Annotated in this window: 23 protein-coding genes; 11 read left to right on the plus strand and 12 right to left on the minus strand. The window is 71.6% G+C overall.

Features of this window, described 5'->3' with window-relative positions:
* Positions 1–35: 35 nt before the first annotated feature.
* Genes ndk through rpl7ae form a run of 4 tightly spaced genes read right to left on the minus strand, consistent with a single transcriptional unit; the run spans position 36 to position 1,460 of the window.
* Entirely contained in the window at positions 36–500 is a 465-nt protein-coding gene (ndk, locus tag NKG98_RS04695; protein ID WP_254768504.1) for a nucleoside-diphosphate kinase, read from the minus strand.
* Positions 497–862, minus strand: a complete 366-nt coding sequence (locus tag NKG98_RS04700) for a 50S ribosomal protein L24e (protein WP_254768505.1) — start codon at positions 860–862, stop codon at positions 497–499. The genes ndk and NKG98_RS04700 overlap by 4 nt, the downstream gene beginning before the upstream one ends.
* Positions 862–1,086 carry a 30S ribosomal protein S28e gene (locus NKG98_RS04705; RefSeq protein WP_254768506.1) on the minus strand — a complete coding sequence of 75 codons (225 nt, stop codon included), beginning with the start codon at positions 1,084–1,086 and terminating at the stop codon, positions 862–864. The genes NKG98_RS04700 and NKG98_RS04705 overlap by 1 nt, the downstream gene beginning before the upstream one ends.
* A gap of 11 nt (positions 1,087–1,097) precedes the next feature.
* Positions 1,098–1,460, minus strand: coding sequence for a 50S ribosomal protein L7Ae (rpl7ae, locus tag NKG98_RS04710; RefSeq protein WP_254768507.1), 363 nt, complete (start codon positions 1,458–1,460; stop codon positions 1,098–1,100).
* Between the two features lie 255 nt (positions 1,461–1,715).
* On the opposite strand from rpl7ae, the gene tmcA reads away from it, so the two are divergent.
* Positions 1,716–3,950 carry a tRNA(Met) cytidine acetyltransferase TmcA gene (gene tmcA / locus NKG98_RS04715; protein WP_254768508.1) on the plus strand — a complete coding sequence of 745 codons (2,235 nt, stop codon included), beginning with the start codon at positions 1,716–1,718 and terminating at the stop codon, positions 3,948–3,950.
* On the opposite strand, the gene NKG98_RS04720 is transcribed toward tmcA, so the two are convergent.
* Positions 3,947–4,690 (minus strand): SDR family NAD(P)-dependent oxidoreductase, encoded by a 744-nt coding sequence (locus NKG98_RS04720; RefSeq protein WP_254768509.1) that lies wholly within the window; start codon positions 4,688–4,690, stop codon positions 3,947–3,949. The two genes, tmcA and NKG98_RS04720, sit on opposite strands and share 4 nt — an antisense overlap.
* A gap of 157 nt (positions 4,691–4,847) precedes the next feature.
* On the opposite strand from NKG98_RS04720, the gene NKG98_RS04725 reads away from it, so the two are divergent.
* Together NKG98_RS04725 and NKG98_RS04730 are read left to right on the plus strand one after the other, a co-directional pair.
* The gene (locus tag NKG98_RS04725; RefSeq protein ID WP_254768510.1) at positions 4,848–5,333 is read left to right on the plus strand and encodes a DUF456 domain-containing protein; all 486 of its coding nucleotides are present in this window, start codon (positions 4,848–4,850) and stop codon (positions 5,331–5,333) included.
* 40 nt (positions 5,334–5,373) lie between these two features.
* Positions 5,374–5,544 (plus strand): DUF8014 family protein, encoded by a 171-nt coding sequence (locus NKG98_RS04730; RefSeq protein WP_254768511.1) that lies wholly within the window; start codon positions 5,374–5,376, stop codon positions 5,542–5,544.
* A gap of 123 nt (positions 5,545–5,667) precedes the next feature.
* Here NKG98_RS04730 and NKG98_RS04735 read toward each other — a convergent pair whose 3' ends face one another.
* Together NKG98_RS04735 and NKG98_RS04740 are read right to left on the minus strand one after the other, a co-directional pair.
* On the minus strand, positions 5,668–6,399 hold the full coding sequence (locus NKG98_RS04735) for a hypothetical protein (RefSeq protein WP_254768512.1): 732 nt from the start codon (positions 6,397–6,399) through the stop codon (positions 5,668–5,670).
* 160 nt (positions 6,400–6,559) lie between these two features.
* Positions 6,560–8,278: a glutamate--tRNA ligase gene (locus NKG98_RS04740; RefSeq protein ID WP_254768513.1), complete on the minus strand. Its 1,719-nt coding sequence runs from the start codon at positions 8,276–8,278 to the stop codon at positions 6,560–6,562.
* A gap of 153 nt (positions 8,279–8,431) precedes the next feature.
* Between NKG98_RS04740 and NKG98_RS04745 the strand changes: the two genes are divergently transcribed.
* Both NKG98_RS04745 and NKG98_RS04750 read left to right on the plus strand, forming a co-directional pair.
* The gene (locus tag NKG98_RS04745) at positions 8,432–10,105 is read left to right on the plus strand and encodes a vWA domain-containing protein (protein WP_254768514.1); all 1,674 of its coding nucleotides are present in this window, start codon (positions 8,432–8,434) and stop codon (positions 10,103–10,105) included.
* Between the two features lie 73 nt (positions 10,106–10,178).
* Positions 10,179–10,373, plus strand: a complete 195-nt coding sequence (locus NKG98_RS04750) for a hypothetical protein (RefSeq protein ID WP_254768515.1) — start codon at positions 10,179–10,181, stop codon at positions 10,371–10,373.
* A gap of 4 nt (positions 10,374–10,377) precedes the next feature.
* Here NKG98_RS04750 and idsA3 read toward each other — a convergent pair whose 3' ends face one another.
* The 5 genes from idsA3 to NKG98_RS04775 form a co-directional block, all read right to left on the minus strand.
* A complete protein-coding gene (idsA3, locus tag NKG98_RS04755) occupies positions 10,378–11,427 on the minus strand; it encodes a geranylfarnesyl diphosphate synthase (RefSeq protein ID WP_254768516.1) in 1,050 nt (349 codons plus the stop codon).
* Position 11,428: 1 nt separating this feature from the next.
* Complete coding sequence (locus NKG98_RS04760; protein ID WP_254768517.1) at positions 11,429–12,778, minus strand: ribonuclease J; 1,350 nt, start codon at positions 12,776–12,778, stop codon at positions 11,429–11,431.
* 307 nt (positions 12,779–13,085) lie between these two features.
* Complete coding sequence (locus tag NKG98_RS04765) at positions 13,086–13,268, minus strand: hypothetical protein (RefSeq protein ID WP_254768518.1); 183 nt, start codon at positions 13,266–13,268, stop codon at positions 13,086–13,088.
* Between the two features lie 145 nt (positions 13,269–13,413).
* A complete protein-coding gene (locus NKG98_RS04770) occupies positions 13,414–14,514 on the minus strand; it encodes a DUF7350 domain-containing protein (RefSeq protein ID WP_254768519.1) in 1,101 nt (366 codons plus the stop codon).
* 76 nt (positions 14,515–14,590) lie between these two features.
* Positions 14,591–15,997 (minus strand): hypothetical protein, encoded by a 1,407-nt coding sequence (locus tag NKG98_RS04775; protein WP_254768520.1) that lies wholly within the window; start codon positions 15,995–15,997, stop codon positions 14,591–14,593.
* A 128-nt stretch (positions 15,998–16,125) separates the two neighbouring features.
* Between NKG98_RS04775 and NKG98_RS04780 the strand changes: the two genes are divergently transcribed.
* The 6 genes from NKG98_RS04780 to glmS all read left to right on the plus strand — a co-directional run bounded on the left by NKG98_RS04780 (position 16,126) and on the right by glmS (position 24,717).
* Entirely contained in the window at positions 16,126–16,857 is a 732-nt protein-coding gene (locus NKG98_RS04780) for an SCO family protein (protein ID WP_254768521.1), read from the plus strand.
* A gap of 3 nt (positions 16,858–16,860) precedes the next feature.
* Positions 16,861–17,442, plus strand: a complete 582-nt coding sequence (locus NKG98_RS04785; RefSeq protein WP_254768522.1) for a TlpA family protein disulfide reductase — start codon at positions 16,861–16,863, stop codon at positions 17,440–17,442.
* Entirely contained in the window at positions 17,439–18,113 is a 675-nt protein-coding gene (locus NKG98_RS04790) for a cytochrome c biogenesis protein CcdA (protein WP_254768523.1), read from the plus strand. Before NKG98_RS04785 ends, NKG98_RS04790 begins: the two co-directional genes overlap by 4 nt.
* A 111-nt stretch (positions 18,114–18,224) precedes the next feature.
* A complete protein-coding gene (locus NKG98_RS04795) occupies positions 18,225–21,353 on the plus strand; it encodes a bacterio-opsin activator domain-containing protein (RefSeq protein WP_254768524.1) in 3,129 nt (1,042 codons plus the stop codon).
* A 282-nt stretch (positions 21,354–21,635) separates the two neighbouring features.
* Positions 21,636–22,334 carry a helix-turn-helix domain-containing protein gene (locus NKG98_RS04800; protein ID WP_254768525.1) on the plus strand — a complete coding sequence of 233 codons (699 nt, stop codon included), beginning with the start codon at positions 21,636–21,638 and terminating at the stop codon, positions 22,332–22,334.
* A gap of 568 nt (positions 22,335–22,902) precedes the next feature.
* Positions 22,903–24,717, plus strand: a complete 1,815-nt coding sequence (gene glmS / locus NKG98_RS04805; RefSeq protein WP_254768526.1) for a glutamine--fructose-6-phosphate transaminase (isomerizing) — start codon at positions 22,903–22,905, stop codon at positions 24,715–24,717.
* Positions 24,718–25,067: the final 350 nt, after the last annotated feature.

The following is a 25,067-nucleotide window of genomic DNA, read 5'->3' on the forward strand; positions in this document are numbered from 1 at the left end:
TCGGGGCCGCGGCGGCAGAAGGCGCCGGCTACCGACTACTCGTACAGCCAGGCCGCGTCGTGCTGGTCGTAGTCGATCAGTTCGTCCTCGTCGAAGTGGATCGCGATCTCGCGCTCGTTGGCGCCCTCGTCCTCGTGGTCGGCCGCGTGGACGACGTTCCGGCCGAGGTCGAGCGCGTAGTCGCCCCGGATCGTACCGGGATCGGCTTCGAGCGGGTCGGTCGCGCCGATCATCCGGCGGACCTGACGCGTGGCGTCCTGTCCTTCCCAGACCATCGGGACGACGGGGCCGGAGGTGATGAAGTCGACGAGGTCGTCGTAGAACGGCTTGTCCTCGTGTTCGGCGTAGTGTTCCTCCGCGCGCTCGCGGGGCATGGTCTCGACCTTGATGCCGACGAGTTTGAGCCCGCGCTCTTCGAGCCGGGAGACGACCTCGCCGACGAGCCCGCGCGCGAACGCGTCGGGCTTGACCATCACGAAGGTGCGCTCGTGCTCGCTCATTCCTCGTCCTCCACGGCTTCGGTTTCGGCGGCCTCGTCCTCGTTCTCGGCGTCCTCGGCCTCGGTCGACGGGACTTCCTCCTCGACGTCCTGCTCCGTATCCTCGGTCTCCCCGGCGACGTCCTCGTCCTCGCTCCCGGCGCCGGCGGACTCGTCGGCGGGCGTCTCGGCCTGAGCGGGACCCTTGCCGCGGCGGCCCTCCTCGGTCCACTCGAGATCGCGGGGCTCGCGGCCGAGCATGTAGTTTTTCTCCGCCTTCGAGTTGACGAAGTGGAGTACGGTGCCGTCGTTGCGGACGTACATGATGCCCGTGCCGGGCTCGATCTCCTCGCCCGTGTAGTCGCAGGTGCGTTTCTCGACCATTATTGCCCTCCGATCGAGTCGGCCTCGCGGGCGGTCTCGCGAAGCTGGAGTACGTCCCCCTCGCGGACCGGCCCGAGGCAGTTTCGGGTGATGATACGTCCCTGGTTCTCGCCCTCCTTGATCCGGCACTTGACCTGCATGGCCTCGCCGTGCATGCCGGTCTTGCCGACGATCTCGATGACCTCGGCGGGCGTGGAACCGCTTTCTCCCTCTTCAGCGCTCATCCAGAGTCACCTCAGTTGAGTTCCTCGACCTTGTCGGCGATGTCGTCGACGTCGCCGGAGGCCTCGCCCGCGTTGACGATCGCCGCGGCGGCCGAGCCGACTTCGAGGCCGGCGGCGTGACCGACGTCGTCCTGCGTCTCGATGAAGACGACGGGAATGCCCTTCTCGTCGGCCAGTTCGGGGAGGTGCATCACGATCTCCTCCGGCGAGACGTCCTCGGCGACGTAGACGAGTTCGGCGTTGCCGCGCTCGATCGCCTTCGTCGTTTCGTTGGTTCCTTTCTTCACGCTGCCCGTGTCTCGTGCGACCTCGAGCGCCTCGAGGGCGTCGTCCTGGAGGTCGGCTGGGATCTCTGTGGTTACGTAGACTGCCATTGGTTGTTCACCTCTCCTACGCGCGGGCTCGCGCTCCCCTGCCGTCCGGAGTCGGGAGACTCCGTGCCGGGGCTGGATCCCGGCGGAGGTCCTGTGCGGCTAGGAGCATCATCAACCCCGCGTAGGGTGTACGACTCAGTAACGCTGCCCCCCTTAAAAGCCCTTTCAAACGTTCGAGGGGGTGCCAACCGTCCGCATTCCCAACAGGCCCGACCGACCGGGGAGTATTACGGTCGGGCGACCCAACGACCCCGCATGGAGCCACCGGTGCCGGCGCTGGCCGCCGACCTGCGCCGCGAGGCCCGCCGGGCGAACGAGCGACGCCTCCTCGTCCTCGCCGGCGACCGCGAGCGCGGCTACGAGGCGCTCGCCGCGGCCCTCGACGCGCTCCCCGTGGGCATCGCCGAGACGACGCTCGTCGGCCCCGAGGATCGCCTGCGCTGCGAGCACGTCCCCCAGTCGAACGCCGGCCGCCTGCTCGGAACCACCCGCGAGGTCGTGATCGTCGACGCCCACGAGGCGCTGCGCCCGAACGCGCTCGGGCGCGTCGTCGGCGCGGTCGACGGCGGGGGACTGCTCGTCCTGCTCGCGCCGCCGCTCGACGCGTGGCCCGACCGCCGCGACGCCTTCGACGAGTCGCTGGCGGTCCCGCCGTTCGACGTCGACGACGTCGCGGGCCGGTTCCGCACGCGGCTGGTCGAGACGCTCCGGGCCCACCGCGGGGTCGCGACCGTCGACGTCGACGCCGGGACGGTCGAAGACGACGGGCTGACCGACCCGCCGCCCGCCCGGCCCCGAGCGCCGGTCGAGCGGCCCGCCGACGCCGCGTTCCCGGCGGCCGCCTACGACGCCTGCTACACGCGCGATCAGGCCGACGCGCTCGCCGCCTTCGAGGCGCTCGACGCGGGGCCGGCCGCGGTCGTCCTCGAAGCCGACCGCGGCCGCGGCAAGTCCAGCGCCGCCGGTCTCGCGGCGGCCTGCTTCGCCCTCGACGGCGAGGACGTGCTCGTGACGGCCCCCTCGCGGCGCAACGCCGCCGAACTGTTCGCCCGCGCGCGGGAACTGGTCGCGGCGGTCGAGGGCGACGCGCCGGCCGACGACGACGTCGAGACCGCCGCGGGCGGCCGCGTTCGCTACCGCGACCCCGCGGCCGCCGTCGACCGGGCCGCCGACGCGGACGTCCTGCTGGTCGACGAGGCCGCGGCGCTGCCCGTCCGGCGCCTCGAATCGCTGCTCGCGGCCGACCGGATCGGCTTCGCGACGACGATCCACGGCTACGAGGGCGCCGGCCGGGGCTTCTCCGTGCGCTTCCGCGAGCGGCTGGCAGCGGGCGAGCACGCGGTGACCGACGTCTCGCTCGCCGAACCGATCCGGTACGCCGCCGGCGACCCCGTCGAGGTGTGGGCGTTCCGCGCCCTGCTGCTCGACGCGCGCCCGCCCGTCGAGCCGGCCGTCCGCGGCGCGGCCCCCGACGCCGTCTCCTACCGGCGGCTCGACCCCGACGCCCTGCTCGACGACGAGCGACTGCTGCGGGAGGCGTTCGGCCTGCTCGTGCTCGCCCACTACCGCACGGAGCCGGCCGACCTCGCGCGGCTGCTCGACGCCCCGAACCTGGAGGCGCGCGCCCTGCTGTTCGACGGCCACGTGGCGAGCGTCGCGCTGCTGGCCCGCGAGGGCGACCTCGCCCCGGAAGACCGCGCGATGATGTACGAGGGCGGGCGCATCCGCGGGAACATGCTCCCGGACGTGCTCACCAGTCAGCTCCGCGACGAGGCCGCGGGCGAGCCCGCGGGGCTGCGCGTCGTCCGGATCGCCACCCACCACGCGGTCCGCTCGCGGGGACTCGGCTCGCACCTGCTTTCGCGCGTCCGCGCGGAGTTCGCGGACGCGGTCGACTGGCTGGGCACCGGCTTCGGCGCGACGCCCGGCCTGCTCGACTTCTGGGCCGACAACGGCTACGGCGCGGTCCACCTCTCGACGACGCGCAACGACGCGAGCGGGGAGTACTCGGCGCTGTTGCTCCGGCCGACGAGCGAGGCGGGCCGGCGGTTGCGCGACCGCCACGCCGACTGGTTCGCGCGCCGGTTCCCCGCGGTCTGCTCGGACGCGCTGTCGGACCTCGACCCGGACGTCGCGCGCGCCACGCTCCGGAGCGTCGCGGCGACGCCGCCGCTGTCCCTCGACGACCGCGAGTGGCGCGTCGTCGCCGGCGCGGCCTACGGCCCCGGCCTGTTCGACGTCGACCCCGGCCCGTTCCGCCGGCTGATCGTCCGCGCCCTCGTCGAGGACCCCGACGGCGTCGCCCTCTCGGCCCGCGAGGAGCGCCTGCTCGTTCTTCGGGGGCTGCAGGGGCGGCCGTGGCCGGCGGTCGCCGACCGACTCGGCTACCACTCGCCGGGCGGGTGCATGCGCGCGTTCGGCGACGCGCTGGTCCCGCTGGTCGACCGCTACGGCGGCGAGGCCGCCAGCGAGGTCCGCGAGCGCTTTTAGGCGAACAGTCGGCGCAACAGCGGCTCCGGCGTCGCCCGGAGCAGCCACGAGACGAGCCGCCACCGCCGGGTGACGTAGACGTGGCGCTTGCGCTTCCGGATCGCGCGGGCGATCTGTCTCGCCGCGGTCTCCGGCGAGCACATCCAGAAGAGGTTCTCGCCCATCGCCATCTCCGTGTCGACGAACCCCGGTTCGACGGTCGTGACCGCCACGTCCGTCTTGCGGCCCGCCTGCCGGTGGCGCAACCCTTCGAGGTAGGTCGAGACGAACGCCTTCGAGGCGTTGTACGCCGGCGCCGCGCCGTTGCCGAACGCCGACGCCACCGAGGAGATGCCGACGAGGTGGCCGTCGACGTCGCTCGCGCAGACCGGGTTCGCCTCGAAGTACTCGACGGCCGCGGTCGCGAGCGCCGCGAAGCCGCGGACGTTCACGTCGATCGTCTCGCACTCCGGGCCCCACTCGAGGGCGGGGTTCTCGTGGCCGATGCCGGCGCTGAGGACGACCACGTCGACCGACGGCATCGCGTCGGCGAGCTGAAAGAACCCGCGCCGGGCGTCCGCGGTGTCCCTGAGGTCCAGCGTCGCGACGTACGCCTGCGTCGGCAGCGACGCGCCGATCTCCCGCATCCGCTCCGTTCGCCGGGCCGCCAGACCGATCTCGTACCCGTCGGCGGCCAGTTTTCGAGCCAGCGCCTCGCCGATCCCCGACGAGCCGCCGACGATGATCGCTCCCCTTGTCACGTTCGACCGTTCTCGCTCGGGAGCATAATTGTCGGCATTCGCGGCAGTCCTTCGGCGCCGGTCGCGAGTATCGTCGGCCCCCGAGTTCGACTTGCACACCCGGGCCCGAGCGCCCGCGGACGGTACGCCTTTGACCCGTCCCGTATTTCCCACGAGCATGGTCGACGCGGTCACGGTCGTCGCCGTCGCGTTGCTCGTGGGTGGGGTCGTCGGCACGGTGGTCCCGCTGGTCCCCGGCGGCGGCCTCTCGCTCGCCGGGGTGTACCTCTACTGGTGGGGCTCGGGGTTCGCCGCGCCGGGCCCGCTCGCGCTCGCCGTGCTCACGCTCCTCGGCGTCCTGACGCTGCTCGCGGAGTACTTCGCTGGGTCGGCCGCCGCCCGCGCCGGCGGCGCCTCGTGGCGGACGACGGCGGTCGCGGCCGCCGTCGGGGTCGCGCTGATGATCGTCGCCGGCCCGCTGGGGCTGCTCGTCGGCCTCTTCGGGACGGTGTTCCTGCTGGAGGTCGCCGCCGGCGGCGACGTCGACCGCAGCGCGCGGGCGGCCGGCTACGCCACCGTCGGCGTCCTCGCCTCGACGGCGATTCAGGTGTTGCTGACGACCACGATTCTCCTCGGCTTTCTCGTCGCCGTCTTCGCCCTCTAGCGGCGAAAACGCCGTAACGCCGGCGCGCGTACGGCCGCGCATGGAGTGTTCGGAGGAGGGCTGTGACCGCCCCGCCGCGGTCGAGTTGCACGTCCCGTGGGACGACAACCGGCTGGTCTGCGCGGCGCACGCGCGGGTGCTCGGCCGACAGGACGGCGTCGTCGCGGACCCGTTGCCTGACAGCGCGGACGACCTGCTGGAGGAGAAGTGACCGCGGGAGATCCGGGCGGGGACCGTAGCCGCCGAACCGGATCGGTGCCCGTGCTTTCGAACGACCGCCCGTCGACACCCGACCGGCGGGTCCGGGTGAATCTCGCCCCGGGTGGGACGGCGCTCACCGGCGCAGGACCGTCTCGCCGACTACCCCCAGGGCGACTCCGCCGGCGACCGTCCCGGCCAGAACGACCGTCCCCTCGTCGAAGACGAACGCCTCCGGAACCGACGCGAAGGGGGTGACGAACGGGAGCGCGACCGCGGCAGTCAGGAACGGTCTGGGGTGGACGCCCGTCGCGGCGGCGACCCCGAAGCCGATCGCCGGACTCGTGAGCAACAGCCCGAGCGCGAGTTGCTGGGGGAACGCGGCCGTCTGGTACCAGTACGAGGAGGAGTCCACGATGAGCACGACGAGCGTCATCGCGAACAGGAAGCCGAGACTGACCAGCCAGTGGCGCCACGCGTCGCGCTCGATCGCGACGGGGGCGCCGCGACGACGCGCGACGAGCAGTCCGACCACGGCCGCGGAGAGAACCGTCAGGACGGCGAACGCGCCGAGGGCGACCTCCACGGCCGTCGGATCGTCGCGGATCGACGGCGCGATCACGAAAGCGGTAACGACCCCGAGCGTGGCCCCGGGGACGAGCGAGCCGACGCCGAGCCGCACGCTCGCGACCAGCCAGACGCCGGGTACGAACACCAGCGGGAGCCACAGGGCGAAAAAGGTCGCGTCGCTCGCCGGCAGCGGGAGGATCGTGGCGGCACCGACGAGTCCGTACAGCGCTCCCGTCGGTACGACGAGACCGTAGAGGAACGCCAGGAGGTCACGGCGCCCGAGACCACCGACCGCCATATACGTACCTTTCGCCGACAGGTTATATCGTTTGTCGTCGTCGAGAGGACGGGTTGTAGTCGGGTGGATCTAGGGCCAATCGAACGGGGCGTCGCTCACGGCGGGCCGCCGTCACACCGTGACGGGGACTGCGGCGACGCCGGGGCCGACGCGCGAGCGCTCAGGGGTGCGCGTAGTAGACGACCGTCTCGTCGTCCTCGTGGCGGTCGACTCTGACGAAGCCGACGCGCTCGAACTGGACCACCTCGTCGGTCGGGGATGCCGCGACGCCGGGTTCGGCCCGCCCCGAGACGTCGCCGTCGACCGTCCGCATCCGGACCGGCACGCTCTCGCCGGCCGGAACCCAGTGGACGACGTCGACGCCCTCCTCGCGGACGACCTCGATGTCCTCGCCGGTGTACTGCAACGCGTCGCGGGTGTACCGGAAGGGGCCGAGGCCCTTCAGCCAGACGCGCGCCTCGCGGTCGGGCAGGTCGTCGGCTTCGATCAGGACCGCGTCGCCGACCGGAATCTCGCGGACGCCGCGCTCGGCGTGGTCGGGGTGCAGCGGCGGGTTCGCCTCGGCGGGCGCGTCGCCGGCGAGCTGGACCTCGACGCCGTCGCGGACGAAGAAGCGCCGGTCGGAGTCGTCGTCGATCAGGTCGCGGTTGTTCGCGTAGATCGAACTCATCGCGAGGTCGACGTCGCTGGTCGAGGTGCCGAGTTCGACCATCGCGTCGGTGATCGCCTCGCCGCGAATCCCGCGGCGCCGGAGGCTCTCGAGCGTCGGCGCGCGCGGGTCGTCCCAGCCGTCGAGTTCGCCCGCGTCGATCAACTCCGTGATCCGCGAGGTGCTCATCTTCACGTCGTACTCGTCGACCTGGACGTGGCCCCAGTGGACGACCTCGGGGTACTCCCAGTCGAAGTAGTCGTAGACGAACCGCTGGCGTTTCGCCGAATCCTGCAGGTCGATGCCGCGGATGATGTGGGTGATCCCGATCAGGTGGTCGTCGATCCCCGACTGGAAGTCGAGCATCGGCCAGCACCGGTACTCGCTGGCTTCCTCGCGCGGGTGAGGGGTGTCGACCATCCGGAACGCGACCCAGTCGCGGAGCGCGGGGTTCTTGTGCTCGATGTCGGTCTTCACGCGGAGGACCATCTCGCCGGCCTCGTACTCGCCGTCGACCATCGCCTCGAACTCCTCGCGGACCGTCTCGACGCCCTTGTCGCGGTGGGGACACGGCTCGCCGGCGTTTTTCAGCTCCGAGAACTCGTCGCCGGGACACGAGCAGGTATACGCGCCCCCGCGGTCGATCAGGTCGCGGGCGTGCTCGTAGTAGGTCTCGACGCGGCCGCTCGCGCGGTAGACCGCGTCCGGTTCGAAGCCGAGGTACTCGACGTCTTCGAGGATGGCGTCGTAGGCGTCGAGGTCCGGCCGCTTCGTCTCGGGGTCGGTGTCGTCGAAGCGGACGCAGAACCAGCCGTCGTAGCGTTCCTTGTACGTGCCGATGACGGCGGGCATCCGGGCGTGGCCGACGTGCCACGGCCCGTTCGGGTTCGGCGCACAGCGCATCCGGACCTCGTCGTAGTCGTCGGCGTTCGGCAGGTCCGGCAGGGCGTGTTCGTCCCCCTCGTCCTCGGCCTCGATCGCTTCGAGTTCCTCGGGGGCGAGTTCCTCGAGGCGCGCACGCTTCTCGTCGTAGTCGAGGTCGTTGACCCGGCCGACGACGCCCCCGACGACCCCCGGCACCTCGTCGGCGTGCTCGCGGAAGTCGGGGTTCTCGCCCATCAGCGGCCCCATGACGGCGCCGACGTTCGCGTCTCCCTCGTGCTTGACGGCGTTCAACAGCGCGTGTTTCTCGGCTTCGCGCTCGACGCGCGTCCGTAACTCGTCGTCCATTGGCGGGAGGTTTACCCCGCCAGTTCAAAATCCCCGCGGTGTCGCCTCGCCGCCGCGGATCGGCGTTCGCGCGGCGGCGAGGCGACCGAGCTAGCTGAAACGGAAGTTGTACCTTGGAAAACTTGTTAGTAAGCCGGAACCGTCGCATCGCGCATGATACAACGGAGACGGGTGCGAACGGTTGCGACGCTCGCGGTCGCGGCGATGCTCGTGCTCGCCGGCTGTTCGGGCGCACAGGACGCCGGTATCGGCGGCGACGACGCCGGGGACCTCGGCTACGCCGTCGGCGGCGCACAGGACGTCGACAACTTCCGGGACAACGTCGAAGCGGGCAACCTGCCGCTGCGATCGGACGTCACCCACGAGGGGCTGTTCTACGACTACTACTTCGAGACGGGCGATAGAGACTGCGAGGAGCTGTTCTGTCCGGCCTACAGCCGGGCGGTGACGGCCGATCCGCTCTCGAACGAGACCGAGCGGTACCTCTCGGTCGGGCTCAACTCCAACGTCGACGCCGAGGAGTTCGAGCGCGAGAAGCTCAACCTCGTGGTCGTCCTCGACGTCTCCGGGTCGATGGACTCCGGGATGGCCGAGTACCACTACGACCGCGACGACCCCGAGGCCGAGCGACCCGAGACGAAGCCGAAGATGGAGGCCGCGAACGAGGCGACCGTCGCGCTCCTCGACCAACTGGAGGACGAGGACCGCTTCGGTCTCGTCACCTTCGAGCGTCGGGCCGAGACCGTCGTCCCCCTCGAACGGCTGGACGAGCGCGACCGCGAGGCCCTCGCGGACGACGTGCGCTCGATCGAGGCCGACGGCGGGACGAACCTCGAAGCCGGGATGGACACGGCCCGCGAGATGGTCGAACCGTACGCCGACGAGGAGGGTTACGACACCCGGATCGTCTACCTCACCGACGCGATGCCGAACGTCGGCGACACGAGTTCCGGCGGGCTCGAATCCCGCCTCGAAGCCGACGCCGAGCGCGGGATCCACTCGACGTTCGTCGGCGTCGGGATGGACTTCAACTCCGAACTCGTCGATCGGATCACGGCCGTCCGCGGCGCCAACTACTACGCCGTCCACTCCGCCGAGGACTTCGAGGAGCGGATGGGCGAGGAGTTCGAGTACATGGTGACCCCGATGGTCTACGACCTCGAACTCGCCGTCGAGTCGAACGGCTACGAGATCGAGGCGGTGTACGGCTCGCCCGACGCCGACGGAGCGACCGGCGAACTCATGTCGGTCAACACGCTGTTCCCCTCGCCGACCGAGGACGGCGCCAGCAAGGGTGGGGTCGTCCTGCTGGAACTGAACCGGACCGGCGACGACCCCGACCTCGCGTTGACCGCGAGCTACGAGGACCGCGACGGCGAGCGCCACGAGACGACCGAGCGCGTGACGTTCGACGACCGCGAGCCGGAGTACTTCGAGACCGACAGCGTCCGCAAGGCCGTCGCCCTCTCGCGGTACGCCACCCTGATGCAAAACTGGATCGACCACGAGCGCGCCGCGCTCGCCGGCGACGACCCCGAGGTCCCCGACGACGGCCTCGAACGGACCGACGCGCCCGACCTCGGCCAGTGGGAGCGCCAGTCGGCGGACCTGCGGGTCTCGCCCGCCTACGCCGAGCGCATCGACGACTTCCGCGACCACTTCGCCGCCGAGGCCGACGCTATCGGCGACGACTCGCTGGAGCGGGAACTCGAGGCGATGGCGACGATACTCGAAGCGGCCGAGGACGCCGACCCGGCCGACGACGGCGCGGACGGCAACGAGAGCGCCGACGACGAGAGCGCCCTCGTCGCCCCGCCGGCCGACTGATCGGCGAGCGTCCGGGCCGGGATACGCCCCCGGCCATCGACAGCTATATGACACGCGACGGGCACGCTCAGCCATGGATCCCCTGTTCGTTCCCGGCGTCCCCGGCGCTCCCGAACTGCTGGTGCTGCTGGTGCTATTCGTGATCTACCTCGCGATCCCGATCCTCGTCATCGTCGCCCTCTTCTACTTCCTCGACGGCAAGCGCGGCTACGAGGAGCGGATCGCACGACTCGAACGGCGGGTCGAGAAGTTAGAGGACGAGCGCTGAACGCTCAGTAGCCGCGCTCGATCAGGTAGTCCGCGATGTCACACAGCAGGTCGCGCGCCTCGTTGTCCGGCAGGACTTCGAGTCGGTCTTTCCCGCGCGCGACGAGGTCGCGGGCCGTCTCGTTTGCGTACTCGATCGAGCCGACCTCTTCGAGGGCGGCGACGGCCTCGTCGATCTCGGCCTCGGTGACGGCCTCGACGCTCGTCGTGTCGACGAGGTCCTCGGCGTCGACACCGTGTTGATTGGCGTGGACGGTGATGAGCGTCCGCTTGTTCTCGACGAGGTCGCTGCCGCGTTGTTTGCCGAGTTTCTCGCTCGGCACCGTCAGGTCGAGCACGTCGTCCTGGATCTGGAACGCCCGGCCGACGTCGAGGCCGTAGCCGTAGAGGGCGTCGACGACCTCCTCGTCGGCGCCCATCAGGATCGCGGGCAAGCAGGCGGAGGCGGCGTACAGCACCGCGGTCTTCTGCTCGACCATCTCGAGGTACTCCTCGGGCGTGACGTCCTCGCGGCCCTCGAACTCCACGTCGAGCGACTGCCCCTCACAGATCTTCGTGCAGGTCGTCGCGAGCACGTCGAGCGCCCGGACGGCCCGCTCTGCGGGCGCGCCGGTTTCGAGCAGGATCTCGAACGCCTTCGAGTAGAGGGTGTCGCCCGCGAGGATGGCCGTCTCGAGGTCGTACTCGCGGTGGACGGCCGGCACGCCGCGCCGGAGGTCGTCGTCGTCCATGATGTCGTCGTGGATCAGCGTGAACGACTGGATGACTTCGACGGAGACGGCGGCGGCCATCACGTCGATCTCGTCGCCGCCGAGCGTCGGGAACGCGTGATAGTCCCGCGAGACGGGTTCGACGTCGGCAAGCGACTCCGCCGTCGTGAGCAGGACCGTCGGCCGGAGGCGCTTGCCGCCGGCGTCGAGCAGGTACCGCGAGGCCTCGTAGAGACGCTCGGGCCGACGGATCGGCAACTCCTCCGGGATGGCCTCGTTGACCAGTTCGCGACGCTCGCTGACCGCTTCGAGCACCGCCTTCTCGCGTGCCTCTGGGGACGTCATATCAGTCGACCAGCTGGATCAGGTTGCCGTTTCGCGTGACGTGGACGTCCCGTCCCATCTTGTACCCCTCGCTCTCGCAGAGGTTGACGTACCCCGAGAAGCCCTTGAGGTCCTGGTGGGCGGGGATGACGTGCTGGGGCTGGAGCGCGTCGAGCATCTCGTAGTGGCCCTCCTGGTTGAGGTGGCCCGAGACGTGGATGTCGTCGTAGATGCGCGCGCCCTGCATGCCGAGGAGTTTCTCGGCCTGGTAACGCTGGCCCTCGTTGGTCGGCTCCGGAATGACCCGCGCGGAGAAGACGACCTTGTCGCCGTCGTCGAGTTCGTAGGGGGTCTCGCCGCGGGCCATCCGCGTGAGCATCGCGCGCGGTTCGCCCTGGTGGCCCGTCACGACGGGCAGGAAGTTCTCCTTGCCCTCGTTCATGATGCGTTTGAACGTCCGGTCGACGGACTTGCGGTGGCCGAACATCCCGAGGTCGGTCGGGAAGTCGACGAAGTCGAGCCGTTCGGCGGTGCCGGAGTACTTCTCCATCGACCGGCCCAGCAGGACCGGCTGGCGCCCGATGTCGTCGGCGAACTCGACGAGGCTCTTCACGCGGGCGATGTGGGAGGAGAACGTGGTGGCGACGATGCCGCCGTCGTAGTCCTCCATGCTGTAGAGGACGTCACGCAGGTGTTCGCGGGCGACCCGTTCGCTCGGGGTCCGGCCCTTCTTGTTCGCGTTGGTGCAGTCCTCGATGTAACAGAGCACGCCGTTGCCCTCGCGTCCGATCTCGCGGAAGCGCTCCATGTCGATCGGATCGCCGATGACCGGCGTGTGGTCCATGCGCTTGTCCAGTCCGTAGACGATCGACCCCTCGGGCGTGTGGAGGACGGGGTTGATCGCGTCGATGATCGAGTGGGTGACGTTGACGAACTCGAGTTCGACCCCGTGATCCCCGATCGTCATCGTCTCGCCCGCCTCCATCTTGATCAGGTCGTTCTCGACGCCGAACTTCTGCTCGCCCTCGATCTGCTGTTTGACGAGTTCGATCGTAAACGGCGTCGCGACGACGGGCGCGTTGTACCGGTGGGCCAGCTTCGAGATGGCGCCGATGTGGTCCAGGTGACCGTGGGTCGGCACGATCGCCTGCACGTCGCCCTCCAGATCCGACATGACCCGATCGTCCGGGATCGCGCCCATGTCGATCAGGTCCAGACTGTGCATCCGTTCTGTCTCGACGTTGTCGTGGATCAGAACCTGCGAGAGGTTCAGTCCCATGTCGAAGATGACGACGTCGTTTCCTGCGCGGACGGCAGTCATCTGCCGTCCGACTTCCTCGTAACCGCCTATCGTTGCGATTTCAATTTCCATGGTTGTAGCACTGAAAGCCGCGTGTGGGCTCTCGTCGAAACGGTCCGCGGACTCCCGGTTACGCAGGCCCAGGCACCTTCCAGCGCGTCGGCCGCAGTCCCGCTATGCGTTCGGGATCGCTCCGGGCGGACACACGGCGAGGCCGATGTGCCCGCCACGCGAACGCACTTGCCCGCGGGTTTCGCTACCTCACTCTACACACCCGGACGTTAAAAACTCCGTGGGTTGGTCGCGCGACAGGTCTCCGGGAGCGACCGTCCGCGCGCCGGCGGGTGATTCGGCGGGCGGTGAGCGCGGGACCGGACGCTCAGTAGTAGTAGAGGTCGAGTTCGTGACCGCACTCCGTGCAGTGCTCCGCTCGCCCTCGCAGCCGGTTGTCCCCCGGGCCGTCGACGTCCAGTATCCCGGTGCCGGGAGGGATGGCCGCGGAGATCGTCGCGTCGCAGTTCGGGCAGCCGATCCGCATGCTCGCCCGTTCGGATCGAGACATGCCCGACGCGTTATCTACCCCCCCGGATAGTTATCCGAGACGTAACCCGACCGCCGAACGCCGGCGTCGAGTCGGGCGGCAGTATCACACGCGTTAACCCGCCGAACCGTGCCGAATCGTCGCCCTACCGGGCGCAGCAGACCGGTCACGCCTCGAAAGAGACGGGCTCGAACTCGAAGAATGCGGTCTCGTAGCCGTCGTGGCGTGCCACCTGCGGCGGGGCGTCGACGGTGACCGTCACCTCGTCGCCCGCCTCCAGCCCGTCGACCGGGACGCCGTAGTGGTGGCCGAACTCGCCGTCGAGCGTCTCCCGCAGCGGTTCGTCGGCGACCGCCTCGCCGTCGCGCTCGACGGTCGCGCTCAGCGCCGTAAACGGGAGGCTAACGTCGTTGTACGGCGTCCGCGGGCAGACCGCGAGGTACGACGACGCGTCGCCGGCCAGCCGGTCCGCGTCGGTTTCGAGGACGGAAATCGCCGCGTCCGCGCTCGAGGCCGTCCCGAGGTGCCGACCCGGGAGGTCCTCGACCGGCCGCGCTCGCGAGGTCGGCGGGTGGACCGTCCCCGCCTGCCCCTCGTCGTGTCCGCCGTCGCCGTGGGGCATCGGTTCGAGGGCACCGCGCGAACCCTGCCGGTCCGCCTCGATCCGGCGCAACTGGAGGTCGTGGATCGCCGCCCGGCGGTACTCGAAGTCGACTTCGAGGGTGGCCGCCGACTCGAAGCGGCCCGCGAACGCGCCCGTCCGGCGGATGGCGCCGACCGGGCCGACGCGCGCCCGCGCGGTGTACTCACCCTCGTCGGACAGCGAGACGTTGTCGCCGTAGTGAAAGCCCATTCGCTGGGAGAGCATCGCCCACGGGTTGACCGTGCGGACGGACTCGCCGTCCCGGCGGACGTCGAGGCTCACGTCCGTCGGCAGGATCGTCCGCGTCTCGGCGTCCCAGACGGTGACCATGAGGTGGAGGCTGTCGTCCGCGTCCACGTCGACGCGCTCGCGCTCGCCCGCGACGAGCCAGAACCGGTGGGGGAACGTGTAGGTGAGCGCGACGGCGTACTCGCCGTCCGTCGTGGTCCCGTAGGTTCCCATCTCCTCCTCGGAGGCGGGGACGTAGACGGCGTCGGGGCGGTCCTCGACGAGCGGCGCCCCTTCCCAGGCCGACCGCTCCTCGAAGCCCAGTCGTTCGAGACAGCCCGCGAGCGCGAGGCCGCCGGCGACTGGGGCGTCACGGAGGAAGCGTCGACGGTTCATCGCCGGGAGCTACGGTCGAGGGGACAAAACGCCTGTCGTTTCGACCGACGCGAGCGCCCCGGGCGCGGCAGGGCGCTCAGCCGCCGACGTACGGCGGGGCCGCCGTCGGCAGCGAGAGCAGCCAGAGGCTCGCGGCGGTGTAGCAGACCATGACGGCGACGAACGGGTACTGGCTGCGGATCGCCTGCAGGCGGCCGGGGAAGCGGTCGAGGGCGACCGCGTGGGCGACCCAGACCGCGAGCAGGTGGCCCGCGAGGACGAACGCGGTCTCGAGGCCGCCCACCCACCCGGGAGCCGCGAGCACCGTCGGGTTTACCGGCGGGGAGAGGGGGTTCGCGAGCGCGGCGAGCGTCGCGGGCGCCAGCGAGACGGCGAAGGCGACGTAGTGGGCGAGGTGGTAGCCCGCGGCGACGGCGAGCAGCGGCGGGGCGAACAGCCGCGCCAGCGCGGGCGCGGCGAGGAACGTCGGCGCCGTCCGCCGCGAGAGAACGGCCGCGAGCCGATAGAGGCCGAGGAACAGCGCGAAGCCGGCGAGGAAGACGAGGAGGTAGCCGGCCCGCGGCGGGACGCCGGCGGCGACCAGCCCCTCGATCGTCCGCGCGCCCGGGGGCGTGACGACGAAGCCGTTGAACGTCAGCTCCCAGACGACGAGGACGACGAACGCGACCTCGCTCGCGTCGGCGACGACGCCCCCCTCGCGCAGCCGCGACCCGGGTAGTGACAGCCGCAGGCCGTCCCCGTCGCGCCGGAGCGGCGCGACGGCGCCGTACAGTCGAAAGAGGACCGCGAGCGGGTCGCCCCGGCGGAACCAGATCCGGGGCGAGAACGCGAACGCGCAGGCGACGGTGACGGCCGCGTACCCGAGGGTCGCGGTCGCGAGCGCGCGCGGGTCGGTCGTCACCGGGGCGAGCAGTTCGAGCAGGAGCAGGGCCGCGAGGCCGACGACCGCGGGCCAGGATCGCAGGCGCTCGGGGTACGCGACGACCCCGTCGGCGCCGGCGGCCCGCGAGAGCGCGCCGGCGAGGGTCCGGAACGGGTCGACCGCCGGCCACGGGTTCGCGACGAGGAAGGCGACCATCGGCAGGACCGACCGCAGGCCGACGAACGCGAGCAGGACCGCGAGGTTCGCCGTCGGCGTCCGCGGCCCGTCGAGGCCGACGAGGACGACGGCCGCGAGGCCGGCGACGCCGAGGCCGCCGGCGAAGCGCCGGACCGGTCCGCGGGGGAGCCACGTCGCGACCGGCCGGGACCGGCCGTGGAGGGCGTCGACGAACGCGCGGTCGGTGACGAGCGCGGCGAGCAGTCCCGAGGCGCCGACGGCCGCCGCGCCGGTGAGCACCGAGAGCCACGTCGGCACGGTCAGCGTGCGTCCTTCGCCGAGGCCGGCGGCGACGTTCGAGGCGTCCGCCGGGCGGGTCGCCGCGTACAGCGCCGCCGCGGCGAGGGCGACCGCCAGCGCGGCGCGCGTCGAGTGCCGTCCCATCGTGGGCGACGTCCACGCCCGGCGGGATGTAGCTGTCCGGGGGTCGCGCCCCGCGAGACCGGGCCCGGGCGGACGGATCGGGCGGCGAACCAACGGACATTTCATCGTTCGCTCCGTTCGATTCGAACATGGACAGGCGCACATACCTGCGCTCGCTCGGCGTCGCGGGTGTCGCCGCCGGAGCGGGCTGTCTCGGCTCGGTCCCCGGACTCGGCGACGACGAGACGGTCCTCGACCCCCCGGAACAGTCGCTCGCGGGGGCGTCCCACCCCTCCCACGGCGACGAGATACCGGCGGTCGAACTGCCGGACCCGCTGACCGGCGAGACGGTCTCGACGGCCGACTTCGAGGGCGAGCGGGCGTACCTGCTGACGTTCTTCTACACCTCGTGTCCGGACGGGGCGTGTCCGGCGCTTCTGTTCCACCTGCGGGCCGCGCAGGCGGACGCGACCGAGCGCGGGTACGCGGACGACATCGCGTTGCTCGCGCTGACGTTCGACCCCGACCGCGACACCCCGGAGGAACTCCGGACGTACGCGGACCAGCAGGGCGTCGACCGCGAGCCCGGCAACTGGCACTTCCTCCGGCCGGAGGACAACGAGGCGGCCAGAGAGATCGTCGACGGCGAACTCGGCGTGCCGATCGAGCGGACCGACGACCCGGACGCCCTCACGGACGACGAGGGTGGCGACCACGGGGACGGCGGCGACCACGACCACGGCGACTACATGTTCGTCCACCCGAACCTGATCCTGCTCGTCAACGAGGACGGGGTCGTCGAGCGCGCGTACCCGAACGCGTGGACCCGACTCGACACCGACGACCTGCTCGCGGACGTGCGGACGGTGGTGGGTGACTGACCGATGCGCCGCAGGGAACTCGTCGCCGGCCTCGCGGGCGCCGGGGTACTCGCCGCGGGCGGCTTCGTCGCCGCCCGCGGGGTGCCCTCCCCCGAGTCGCTCGGGGACGAGGGAGGGGACGAAGGCGACGCCGAGTCCGACGACGCGGACGAGCCCCTCGACCCGCTTGAGATCGAGACGATCGACGCCCGGGGAAGCGAGGCCGGCTCCGTGGTCGTGCCCGCGCCCGACCGGCCGACGTTCGTCGACTTCTTCGGGACGTGGTGTCCGCCCTGCATCGAGCAGATGCCGGCGCTGGCGGAGGCCCACGAGCGGGTCGGCGACGAGGTGCTGTTCCTCTCGGTGACGACCGAGTCGGTCGGCCGCTCGATCACGCGCGAGGAACTGGCGGCCTGGTGGGCCGAACACGACGGGAACTGGACCGTCGGCCTCGACCCGAACGTCGACCTGGCGATGCAGTGCGAACTCGCGGGCTACCCGTGGGCCGCCGCGATCGACGCGGACGGGCGGCTGCGGTGGGCCGACGGCGGGATCAAGACGGCCGACGAACTCGTCGCCGGGATCGAACGGGCGACGGAGAGATGACCGACGCGACACTCCTCCCGACGGTCGCCTTCGCGGTCGGCGCGGGCGTGGCGACGTTCTTCTCCCCGTGTGCCTACCCGCTGTTGCCCGGCTACGTCGGCTTCTACGCGAGTCGGTCCGACGGGGAGCGCGTCACGCTCGGGGGCTCGCTCGCGCGCGGGCTGATCGCCGGCGCGGGCGTCCTCGCGACGTTCGCCGTCCTCGTCGGGGCGTCGTTCTGGATCGGCCACGCGACGCTCTCGAACGTCGCGCTCTTCGAACCGATCGTCGGGGCGATCCTCGTCGTCTTCGGCCTGCTCGTGGTCCTCGACCGGGCGCCCTCGCTGTCGATGACGCTGCCGAAGCGCCGGTCGAGCGTCCTCGGGTTCGGGGTCTTCGGCGCGGGCTACGCGCTCGCGGCCGCCGGCTGCGTCGCCCCGCTGTTCGTCGGCGTGATCGGCCGCGCGCTGTCGATGCCGCCGGGCGACGGCATCCTCGTCCTCGGGACGTACGTCGGCAGCATCGTGTTGCTGATGGTCTCGCTGACGGTCGTCACGGGGATGGGGCTGCTGGCGAACGCGGGTCGACTCGCCGCCTACGGTGGGCTCTTCAAGCGGGTCGCCGGCGCCCTGATGATCGTCGCGGGGCTCGGACAGCTCTACCTCTCGATCGTCGTCCTGAACGTGCTCTGATCGCCGGCGACAATCGGTCACTAACGCGGGATACGGTAGCGATAGTTAATCCCCGCGGCGACGGACTCTCCCCACCGTGAGCGCTCGTCCTCGTCCGGGGGTGGGTCGCCGGTGAGCGACCGCCCCGCGCTCGAAGCCGGCGACGTCGTCCGGGTGCTCGTCGTCGGCGACACGGAGCGGGCGGCGGCGGCGACGGGCGCGCTGGAGTCGCGGCTGGCCGACCGGGCGGTGCTGCGCGCGCGGACGGTCCCCGAGGCGCTCGCCGTCCTCGACGAGCGCGAGGTCCGCTGTATCCTCTTCGAGTTCGACCCCGACGACTCGGGAGCGGCCCTCCTCGAACGGCTCCGGGAGGCGGCGCCGTCGGTCCCGGCGGTCGCGCTCGCCGACGACGAGGACGCCGCGGCGGCCGTCGCCGCCGGCGCCGACGACGTGCTCGCCCCCGACGCCCCGCCGGCGGTCGTCGTCGCCCGCGTCGGGACCGTCGCCGAGCGGCGCCGCCTCGAAGCCGAGCGCGAGTCGGCGTCGCCGGTCGCCGCCCGCGCGGTCCTCGAAGCCGCCGCGGCGCCGGTGTTCGTCCTCGACCGGGACGGCGACGTCCGGTACGCGAGCCCCGCCGTGGCGGACGCGCTCGGCCACACGCCCGGCGAGGTGGAGCGGCGCCCGTTCGCCCGCCTCGTCCACCGCGACGACCGGGCCGACGCGACCGGCGCGTTCGAGTCGGTCGTCGCCGGCGGGACCGACGCCCGGGCGACCGAACGGCTCCGGCTCTCCCGGGCCGACGGGGCGTGGCGCGTCGCCGAGGCGACGTACGCGAACCGCCTCGCCGACCCGGCCGTCGAGGGCGTGGTCGTCACGGTCTCGACCCCGGCGGCCGGCGCGGCCGGGACGCCGGCCGCGCTCGACCGCCTCGACGCCGCGTTCCTCGCGCTCGGACCCGACTGGGGGCTCCGCGAGGTCAACGCGGCCGCCGCGGACCTGCTCGACGCCCCCGCCGACGACCTCGTCGGGACCGTCCTCTGGGACCGCCTCCCCGGGTCGGTCCGCGGGAGGTTCCACGAACGGCTCCGCGAGGCCCGCGAGACCGCCTCGACGGTCGCGTTCGAGGTCGACTACCCCGGGCGCGACGAGCGCCTCGCCGTCGAGGCCCACCCCGGCGAGGACGGCGTCTCGGTCCTCGTCCGCGAGGCCCCGGCGGCCGACGCGGCCGCCCGCGAGGCCCGCGAGCGCGCCGCCGACCTCGAAGCCGTCGTCGACGCGCTCGACGCCGGGGTGTTCGTCATCGAGAGGGAGACCGTCGCGTTCGCCAACGAGCGCCTGTTCGCGTGGTGTGGCGCCGACGCGCTCGTCGGCCGCGAGGCGACGGCGCTGTTCGACGAGGAGGCCGTCGCGGAGATCCGAGAGCGCGCCCGCTCGCGCGTGGTCCGGCTAACCGACCCCGTCGAGGCGACCCTCGCGGCCGAGGACGGGCCGCGACGGGTGTCGGTCGCGGTGACGCCGCTGCCGGGCGAGGAGCGGGCGGTCTGTGTCGTCCGCGACGCCGCGGCCCGGCCGGCGGCCGAGTCGGCGGCCGTCCTCGAACGGCTGGCCCGGCGCCTGCGGGCGGCCGAGACGGGGTCGGAGGTCGGGCAGGCGGCGACCGACGCCGTCCGCGACGGACTGGCGGCCGACGTCGCCGGCTGTTACGCCGCCCGCGAGTCGGAACTCCGGCCGGTCGCGGTCGCCTCGCGCGAGGGCGACCCCGTCGACCTGCCGACGGTCGGCCGCGGGAGGACGCCGCTCGACCGGACGCTCGAACGCGGCGAGGCGACGGTCCACGACGGCCCGTCGCTCGACGCGTTCGCCTCGCTGGTCGGCGAGCGGCCGGCGCGGGCGCTGACGGTCCCCGTCGGCGACGACCTCGTCCTGTTCGCCGCCGCGGGCGCCGCGCCGTCGGGGACGGCCGACCTCGCGTTCCTCTCGGCGGTCGCGGCGGTCGCCGAGGGGGCACTCGCCCGGATCGGGAGCGAGTCGCGTCTGGAGAGCCGCGACCTCGAACTCGCCCGGACGGCGGCGCGTCTCGACCGGCTTCGGACGCTCGGGGAGCGGATCCGGGAGATCCACCGGTTGCTCGTCGACGCCGACTCCCGGGCGGACGTCGAGCGGGGCGTCTGCGACGCGTTAGCGGCGCTCGAGTGGGTCGACCTCGCGTGGATCGGCGAGGTCGGCGCCGACGGGGTGTCCGTCCGCGCGGCGAGCGGCGACGAGGGCTACCTCGAATCGGTCGCCGTCGCCGTCGACCCCGAGGGGGAGCCGGCGGGGCGGGCGGCGGCGACGGGGGCGCCGACGGTCGTCGACGCCGTCGCGAGGGCGGAGCGCGGCCGCGGGTGGCGCCGGGTGGCGCTGGACCGGGGCCTCGAATCGGTCCTCGCCGTGCCGCTCGCGGCCGACGGCGCCGCCTACGGCGTCCTCGCGCTGTACGCGAATCGGCCGCTCGCGTTCGACGCGGACGCCGTCGACGCGATCGAGTCGCTCGGGCGGACGGTCGCCCACGGCATCACCGCCATCGGGCGCAAGCGGGCGCTCGTCGCCGAGACGGTGACCGAACTCGAGTTCGTCGGGACCGACATCGACGACCCGCTCCCGGCGATCGCCCGGGCGGCCGGGCGCCGCCTCGAATTGCGGACGGTGGTTCCCCGCGCCGACGGGGGGTGGTCGATCTTCGCCGCGGTCGACGGCGACCCCGACCCGGTCCGCGAGGCGGCCGCCGACCTCGACGGGATCGACGCGGTCGACGTCGTCGCCGAGCGCGAGGACGGGAGCACGCTGGAGGTCGTCGCGTCGGGACCGACGCTCGTCGAGACGCTGGCCGACCGCGGCGCGGCCCTGCGCTCGATCGCGGCCGACGCCGACGGGACGCGGTTCGTCGTCGAGGTGCCCCCGGAGGCCGACGTCCGCTCGCTCGTCGACCTGCTCGACCGCGAGTACCCGGGGACGGACCTGCTGGCCCGCCGGGAGCGCGAGCGGCCGGCGCGGACCGCCCGATCGTTCGACGCCCACCTGCGCGAGCGCCTCACCGACCGGCAGTTGCGCGCGCTCGAAGCGGCGTACTACGGCGGCTTCTTCGAGTGGCCCCGCGAGCGCACTGGCGAGGAGGTCGCCGCCTCCCTCGGCGTCTCCCAGCCGACGTTCAACCGGCACCTCCGTACGGCCGAGCGAAAACTGTACGCGCTGCTGTTCGAGGGCGACGACCCCGGCCGGTAGTAAGATCGTATTGGGGCCCTCTCGCGGCGGAAAGTGTCCGTTTATCGGTCACCCGCGATCCGGGATCGGCCGGCGGGTGAATAGGTATAGCCCCCGCGACCGGCGCGGTTTACACACGTAGCGTCCACGGTCATGCCTCCGCGGTTGCATTCCACAACACATGCTTGAGCGAGCGATAAGGATCGCTTATCGCGGCGAACGCGCCGCCCTCTCCCGCCGCGGTCGCCGCGTCGTCCGCCCGCGAAGTCGTAGCCGTCCTCCAGTCGCCCGGAGGGGCCACGCGTGAGCACCGACGCCGCCGACTCGCGGTCGGCCGGCGTGCAGTCGCGGGCCGACGGCGGGATCATCGCCGAAGTCCGCCTCGACCACCCCGACCTCGTCCTCCGGCCGACCCTCGAACGGCTCCCGACGGCGGTCGTCGAACCCGAGTACTGGACCACACTCGACGACGGGCGCACGCTCGCGTTTTTCACGGTCTCCGAGACGTCCTACGACGAGTTCGAGGCGGCACTCGACGTCGACCCGACGGTCGCGGACCCCGCCCTCGTCGACCGCTACCCCGACCGACGGATCTACCGCGTCGAACTCGTCGGCGGGACGGTCGGCGTCGTCGCCGCGACGGCCGAGTGCGGCGGCCGAATCCTCGACCTCGTCGGGAACCGCGACGGCTGGACGGTCCAGCTTCGCCTCCCCGACAGGGAGTCGCTGGTCGCGCTCAACGAGTTCTGTCGCGAGCGCGGCGTCACGTTTCGGGTGAACCACCTCCGGCTGTCGGACGACGGCGAGGACGGCGTCGTCGGCCTCACGCCCAAACAGCAGCGGCTGCTGACCGTCGCCTACGAGGAGGGCTACTTCGACGTGCCCCGGGGCATCTCCCAGGACGAACTGGCGGACCGACTCGACGTCTCGAAGTCGGCCATCTCCCAGCGGCTCCGCCGGGCCATCGCGCAGTTGTGCGCGTCGTCGATCGGGAAGCCGTAGGCGGGTGCTCGCTGACGGCGCGAGGCATCGCCGCGAACGGTCGTGAACGTTCGCGCTCGTGGTTCCTCGTCGGGGTTTCGAGCGGCCGACGGTAAGCCGTTCACAACGATTCGTACGCCGAGTATTCCGCCCGTCAGGCCGGTCGTACGGCCGTTCGGCGGGCGATACGGCGGCCGTTCGGTTGACATACCTCTCCTCGCGGCCGCCGCGCGGTTGACACTCGTCGACATATCCATCGACGGTGGACGTTCGGTCACCTGCGACCGATCGAGCGGTCCGGTCGTGGACTATTCTCTCGGTTCGGAAGACGATCGACGGCCGGCCGTTACCCTCGCGCTACGGGGATCGTAGCCTATCTATAGTAATGGGTCGGGCAGGACTGAGTTGGTATCATGTCCGTGCACCGTTCGCCGTCTCGAACAGTCGCCACGGACGTCCGACCGATCATGACACGACGAACGTCCGGCGCCGTCGACGCGCCGACCGCGCACGCCGGCGCCGTCCACGGGCGGCGTCCGGCCGGCAGGACGGCGACGCCGGAGACGGTGCGACGCGAGGTGACTCCCTGATGTGTGGAATTATCGGCCGCGTGGGGGACGGGGACGCGCTCGAACCGCTGTTGACCGGCCTCGAAAACCTCGAGTACCGCGGCTACGACTCCGCCGGCGTCGCCGTCCAGAACGGCGCCGGCATCAAGGTACAGAAGCGCTCCGGCGAGGTGTCGGAGCTGAAACGGACGATCGACGGCGACCCCCCGGAGGGCGAGGTGGGGATCGGTCACACCCGCTGGAGCACCCACGGGCCGCCGACCGACGCGAACGCCCACCCGCACACCGACTCGACCGCCGACGTCGCCGTCGTCCACAACGGCATCATCGAGAACTACGCGACGCTGCGCGAGCGGTTGCGCGAGGCGGACCACGAGTTCACGAGCGACACCGACACCGAGGTCATCCCGCACCTGATCCAGCAGTACCTCGACGAGGGGTACGGTAGCGAAGGGGCCTTCCGCCGGGCGATCGACGAACTCGAAGGAAGCTACGCCGTCGCCGTCATGCTCTCGGGCGACCACTCCCTGTACGCCGCCCGGCAGGGGTCGCCGCTGGTCGTGGGGATGCAAGACGAGGAGTTCTTCCTCGCCAGCGACGTGCCGGCCTTCCTCGAATATACCGACGACGTCGTCTTCCTCGAGGACGGGGACGTCGCGGTCGTCAGGCCCGACGGCGTCGAGTTCACCGACGTCGAGGGGAACCCCGTCGACCGCGAGCGACAGACCGTCGACTGGGACCCCGAGCAGGCCGGCAAGGCCGGCTACGACCACTTCATGCTCAAGGAGATCCACGAGCAGCCGACGGCGCTCGCGCAGGCCATCGAGGGCCGGACCGACCCCGACGCGGGGGCGATCGACCTCGACGGGTTCGAGTCCGGGACCTTCGAGGACGTCGAGCGCGTCCAGCTCGTCGCCTGTGGCACCTCCTACCACGCCGCGCTGTACGGCTCGCTGCTGCTCAACGCCGCCGGCGTCCACGCGACGGCCCACCTCGCCAACGAGTACAGCGTCGCCGCGCCGCCGACCGACGGGGGCTCGCTCGTGATCGCGGTCAGTCAGAGCGGCGAGACCGCCGACACGCTGGGGGCGCTCAGACGGGCCGAACGGGAGGGGGCCCGCACGCTGACGGTGACGAACGTCGTCGGTTCGACGGCCGCCCGCGTGGCCGACGACGCGCTGTTCATCCGTGCCGGCCCCGAGATCGGCGTCGCCGCGACGAAGACCTTCTCCTCGCAGGCGGTCATGCTCGCGCTGCTGGCCCGGCGCATCGTCGCGGACCGCCGCGGCGACCCGGGAACGGATCTCGGGGCGTTCCTCGCGGAACTCGAACGGATGCCCGACCGCATCGACGACCTGCTCGAAACGTCCCACGCAGCGGGGATCGCCGACCGCTACCTCGACAGCGACTCGTACTTCTTCATCGGCCGCGGGCTGGGCTTCCCCGTCGCGCTCGAAGGGGCGCTGAAGTTCAAGGAGATCACCTACGAGCACGCCGAGGGGTTCGCCGCCGGCGAACTGAAACACGGGCCGCTGGCGCTGGTGACGCCCGAGACGCCGGTCTTCGCCGTCTTCACCGGCGAGGAGGACGAGAGGACGCTGAAAAACGCCGAGGAGGCCCAGGCCCGCGGCGCGCCGCTGGTCGCGGTCTGCCCGGAGGACCACCCCGCGACCGAGATAGCCGACGCCCACCTCGGGATTCCCGACACGGACTCCGATCTCGCCGGCCTCTTCGCGAACGTCCAGCTCCAGCTGGTCGCCTACCACGCCGCGGACCTGCTCGATCGCCCGATCGACAAGCCGCGCAACCTCGCCAAGAGCGTCACGGTCGAGTGACCGCGCGGCCCGTTTCTACGGCTCCGTTGAAATTCTCGGCAGATGATATATGTCAGTCGTGCTAAATACATAGCGCGTATCGGTCGCGCTCTCGAATACGTATTGACAGAGTAGACGGTGAAGTGGAGTTACGGCAGGTCAGTATCGCAGTACGTACACACCGACGCACCCGGTTCGTTCGGGGTTCCACACTCAGGACAGTTCTTCCGATTCGTTCCGCTGGTGGCGCTACCCGCGGAGCCCGGGGCAAACGTCAACACGCTCCCAAGAAGGTGGAATCCACCCCCGAAAAGAACGTATCCGAAGGGGCCAATCATCTCGGCGAGTGGGACGAATAAGAGGGGCCACTC

The organism is Salinilacihabitans rarus (genome assembly GCF_024296665.1).
Classification (GTDB): domain Archaea; phylum Halobacteriota; class Halobacteria; order Halobacteriales; family Natrialbaceae; genus Salinilacihabitans; species Salinilacihabitans rarus.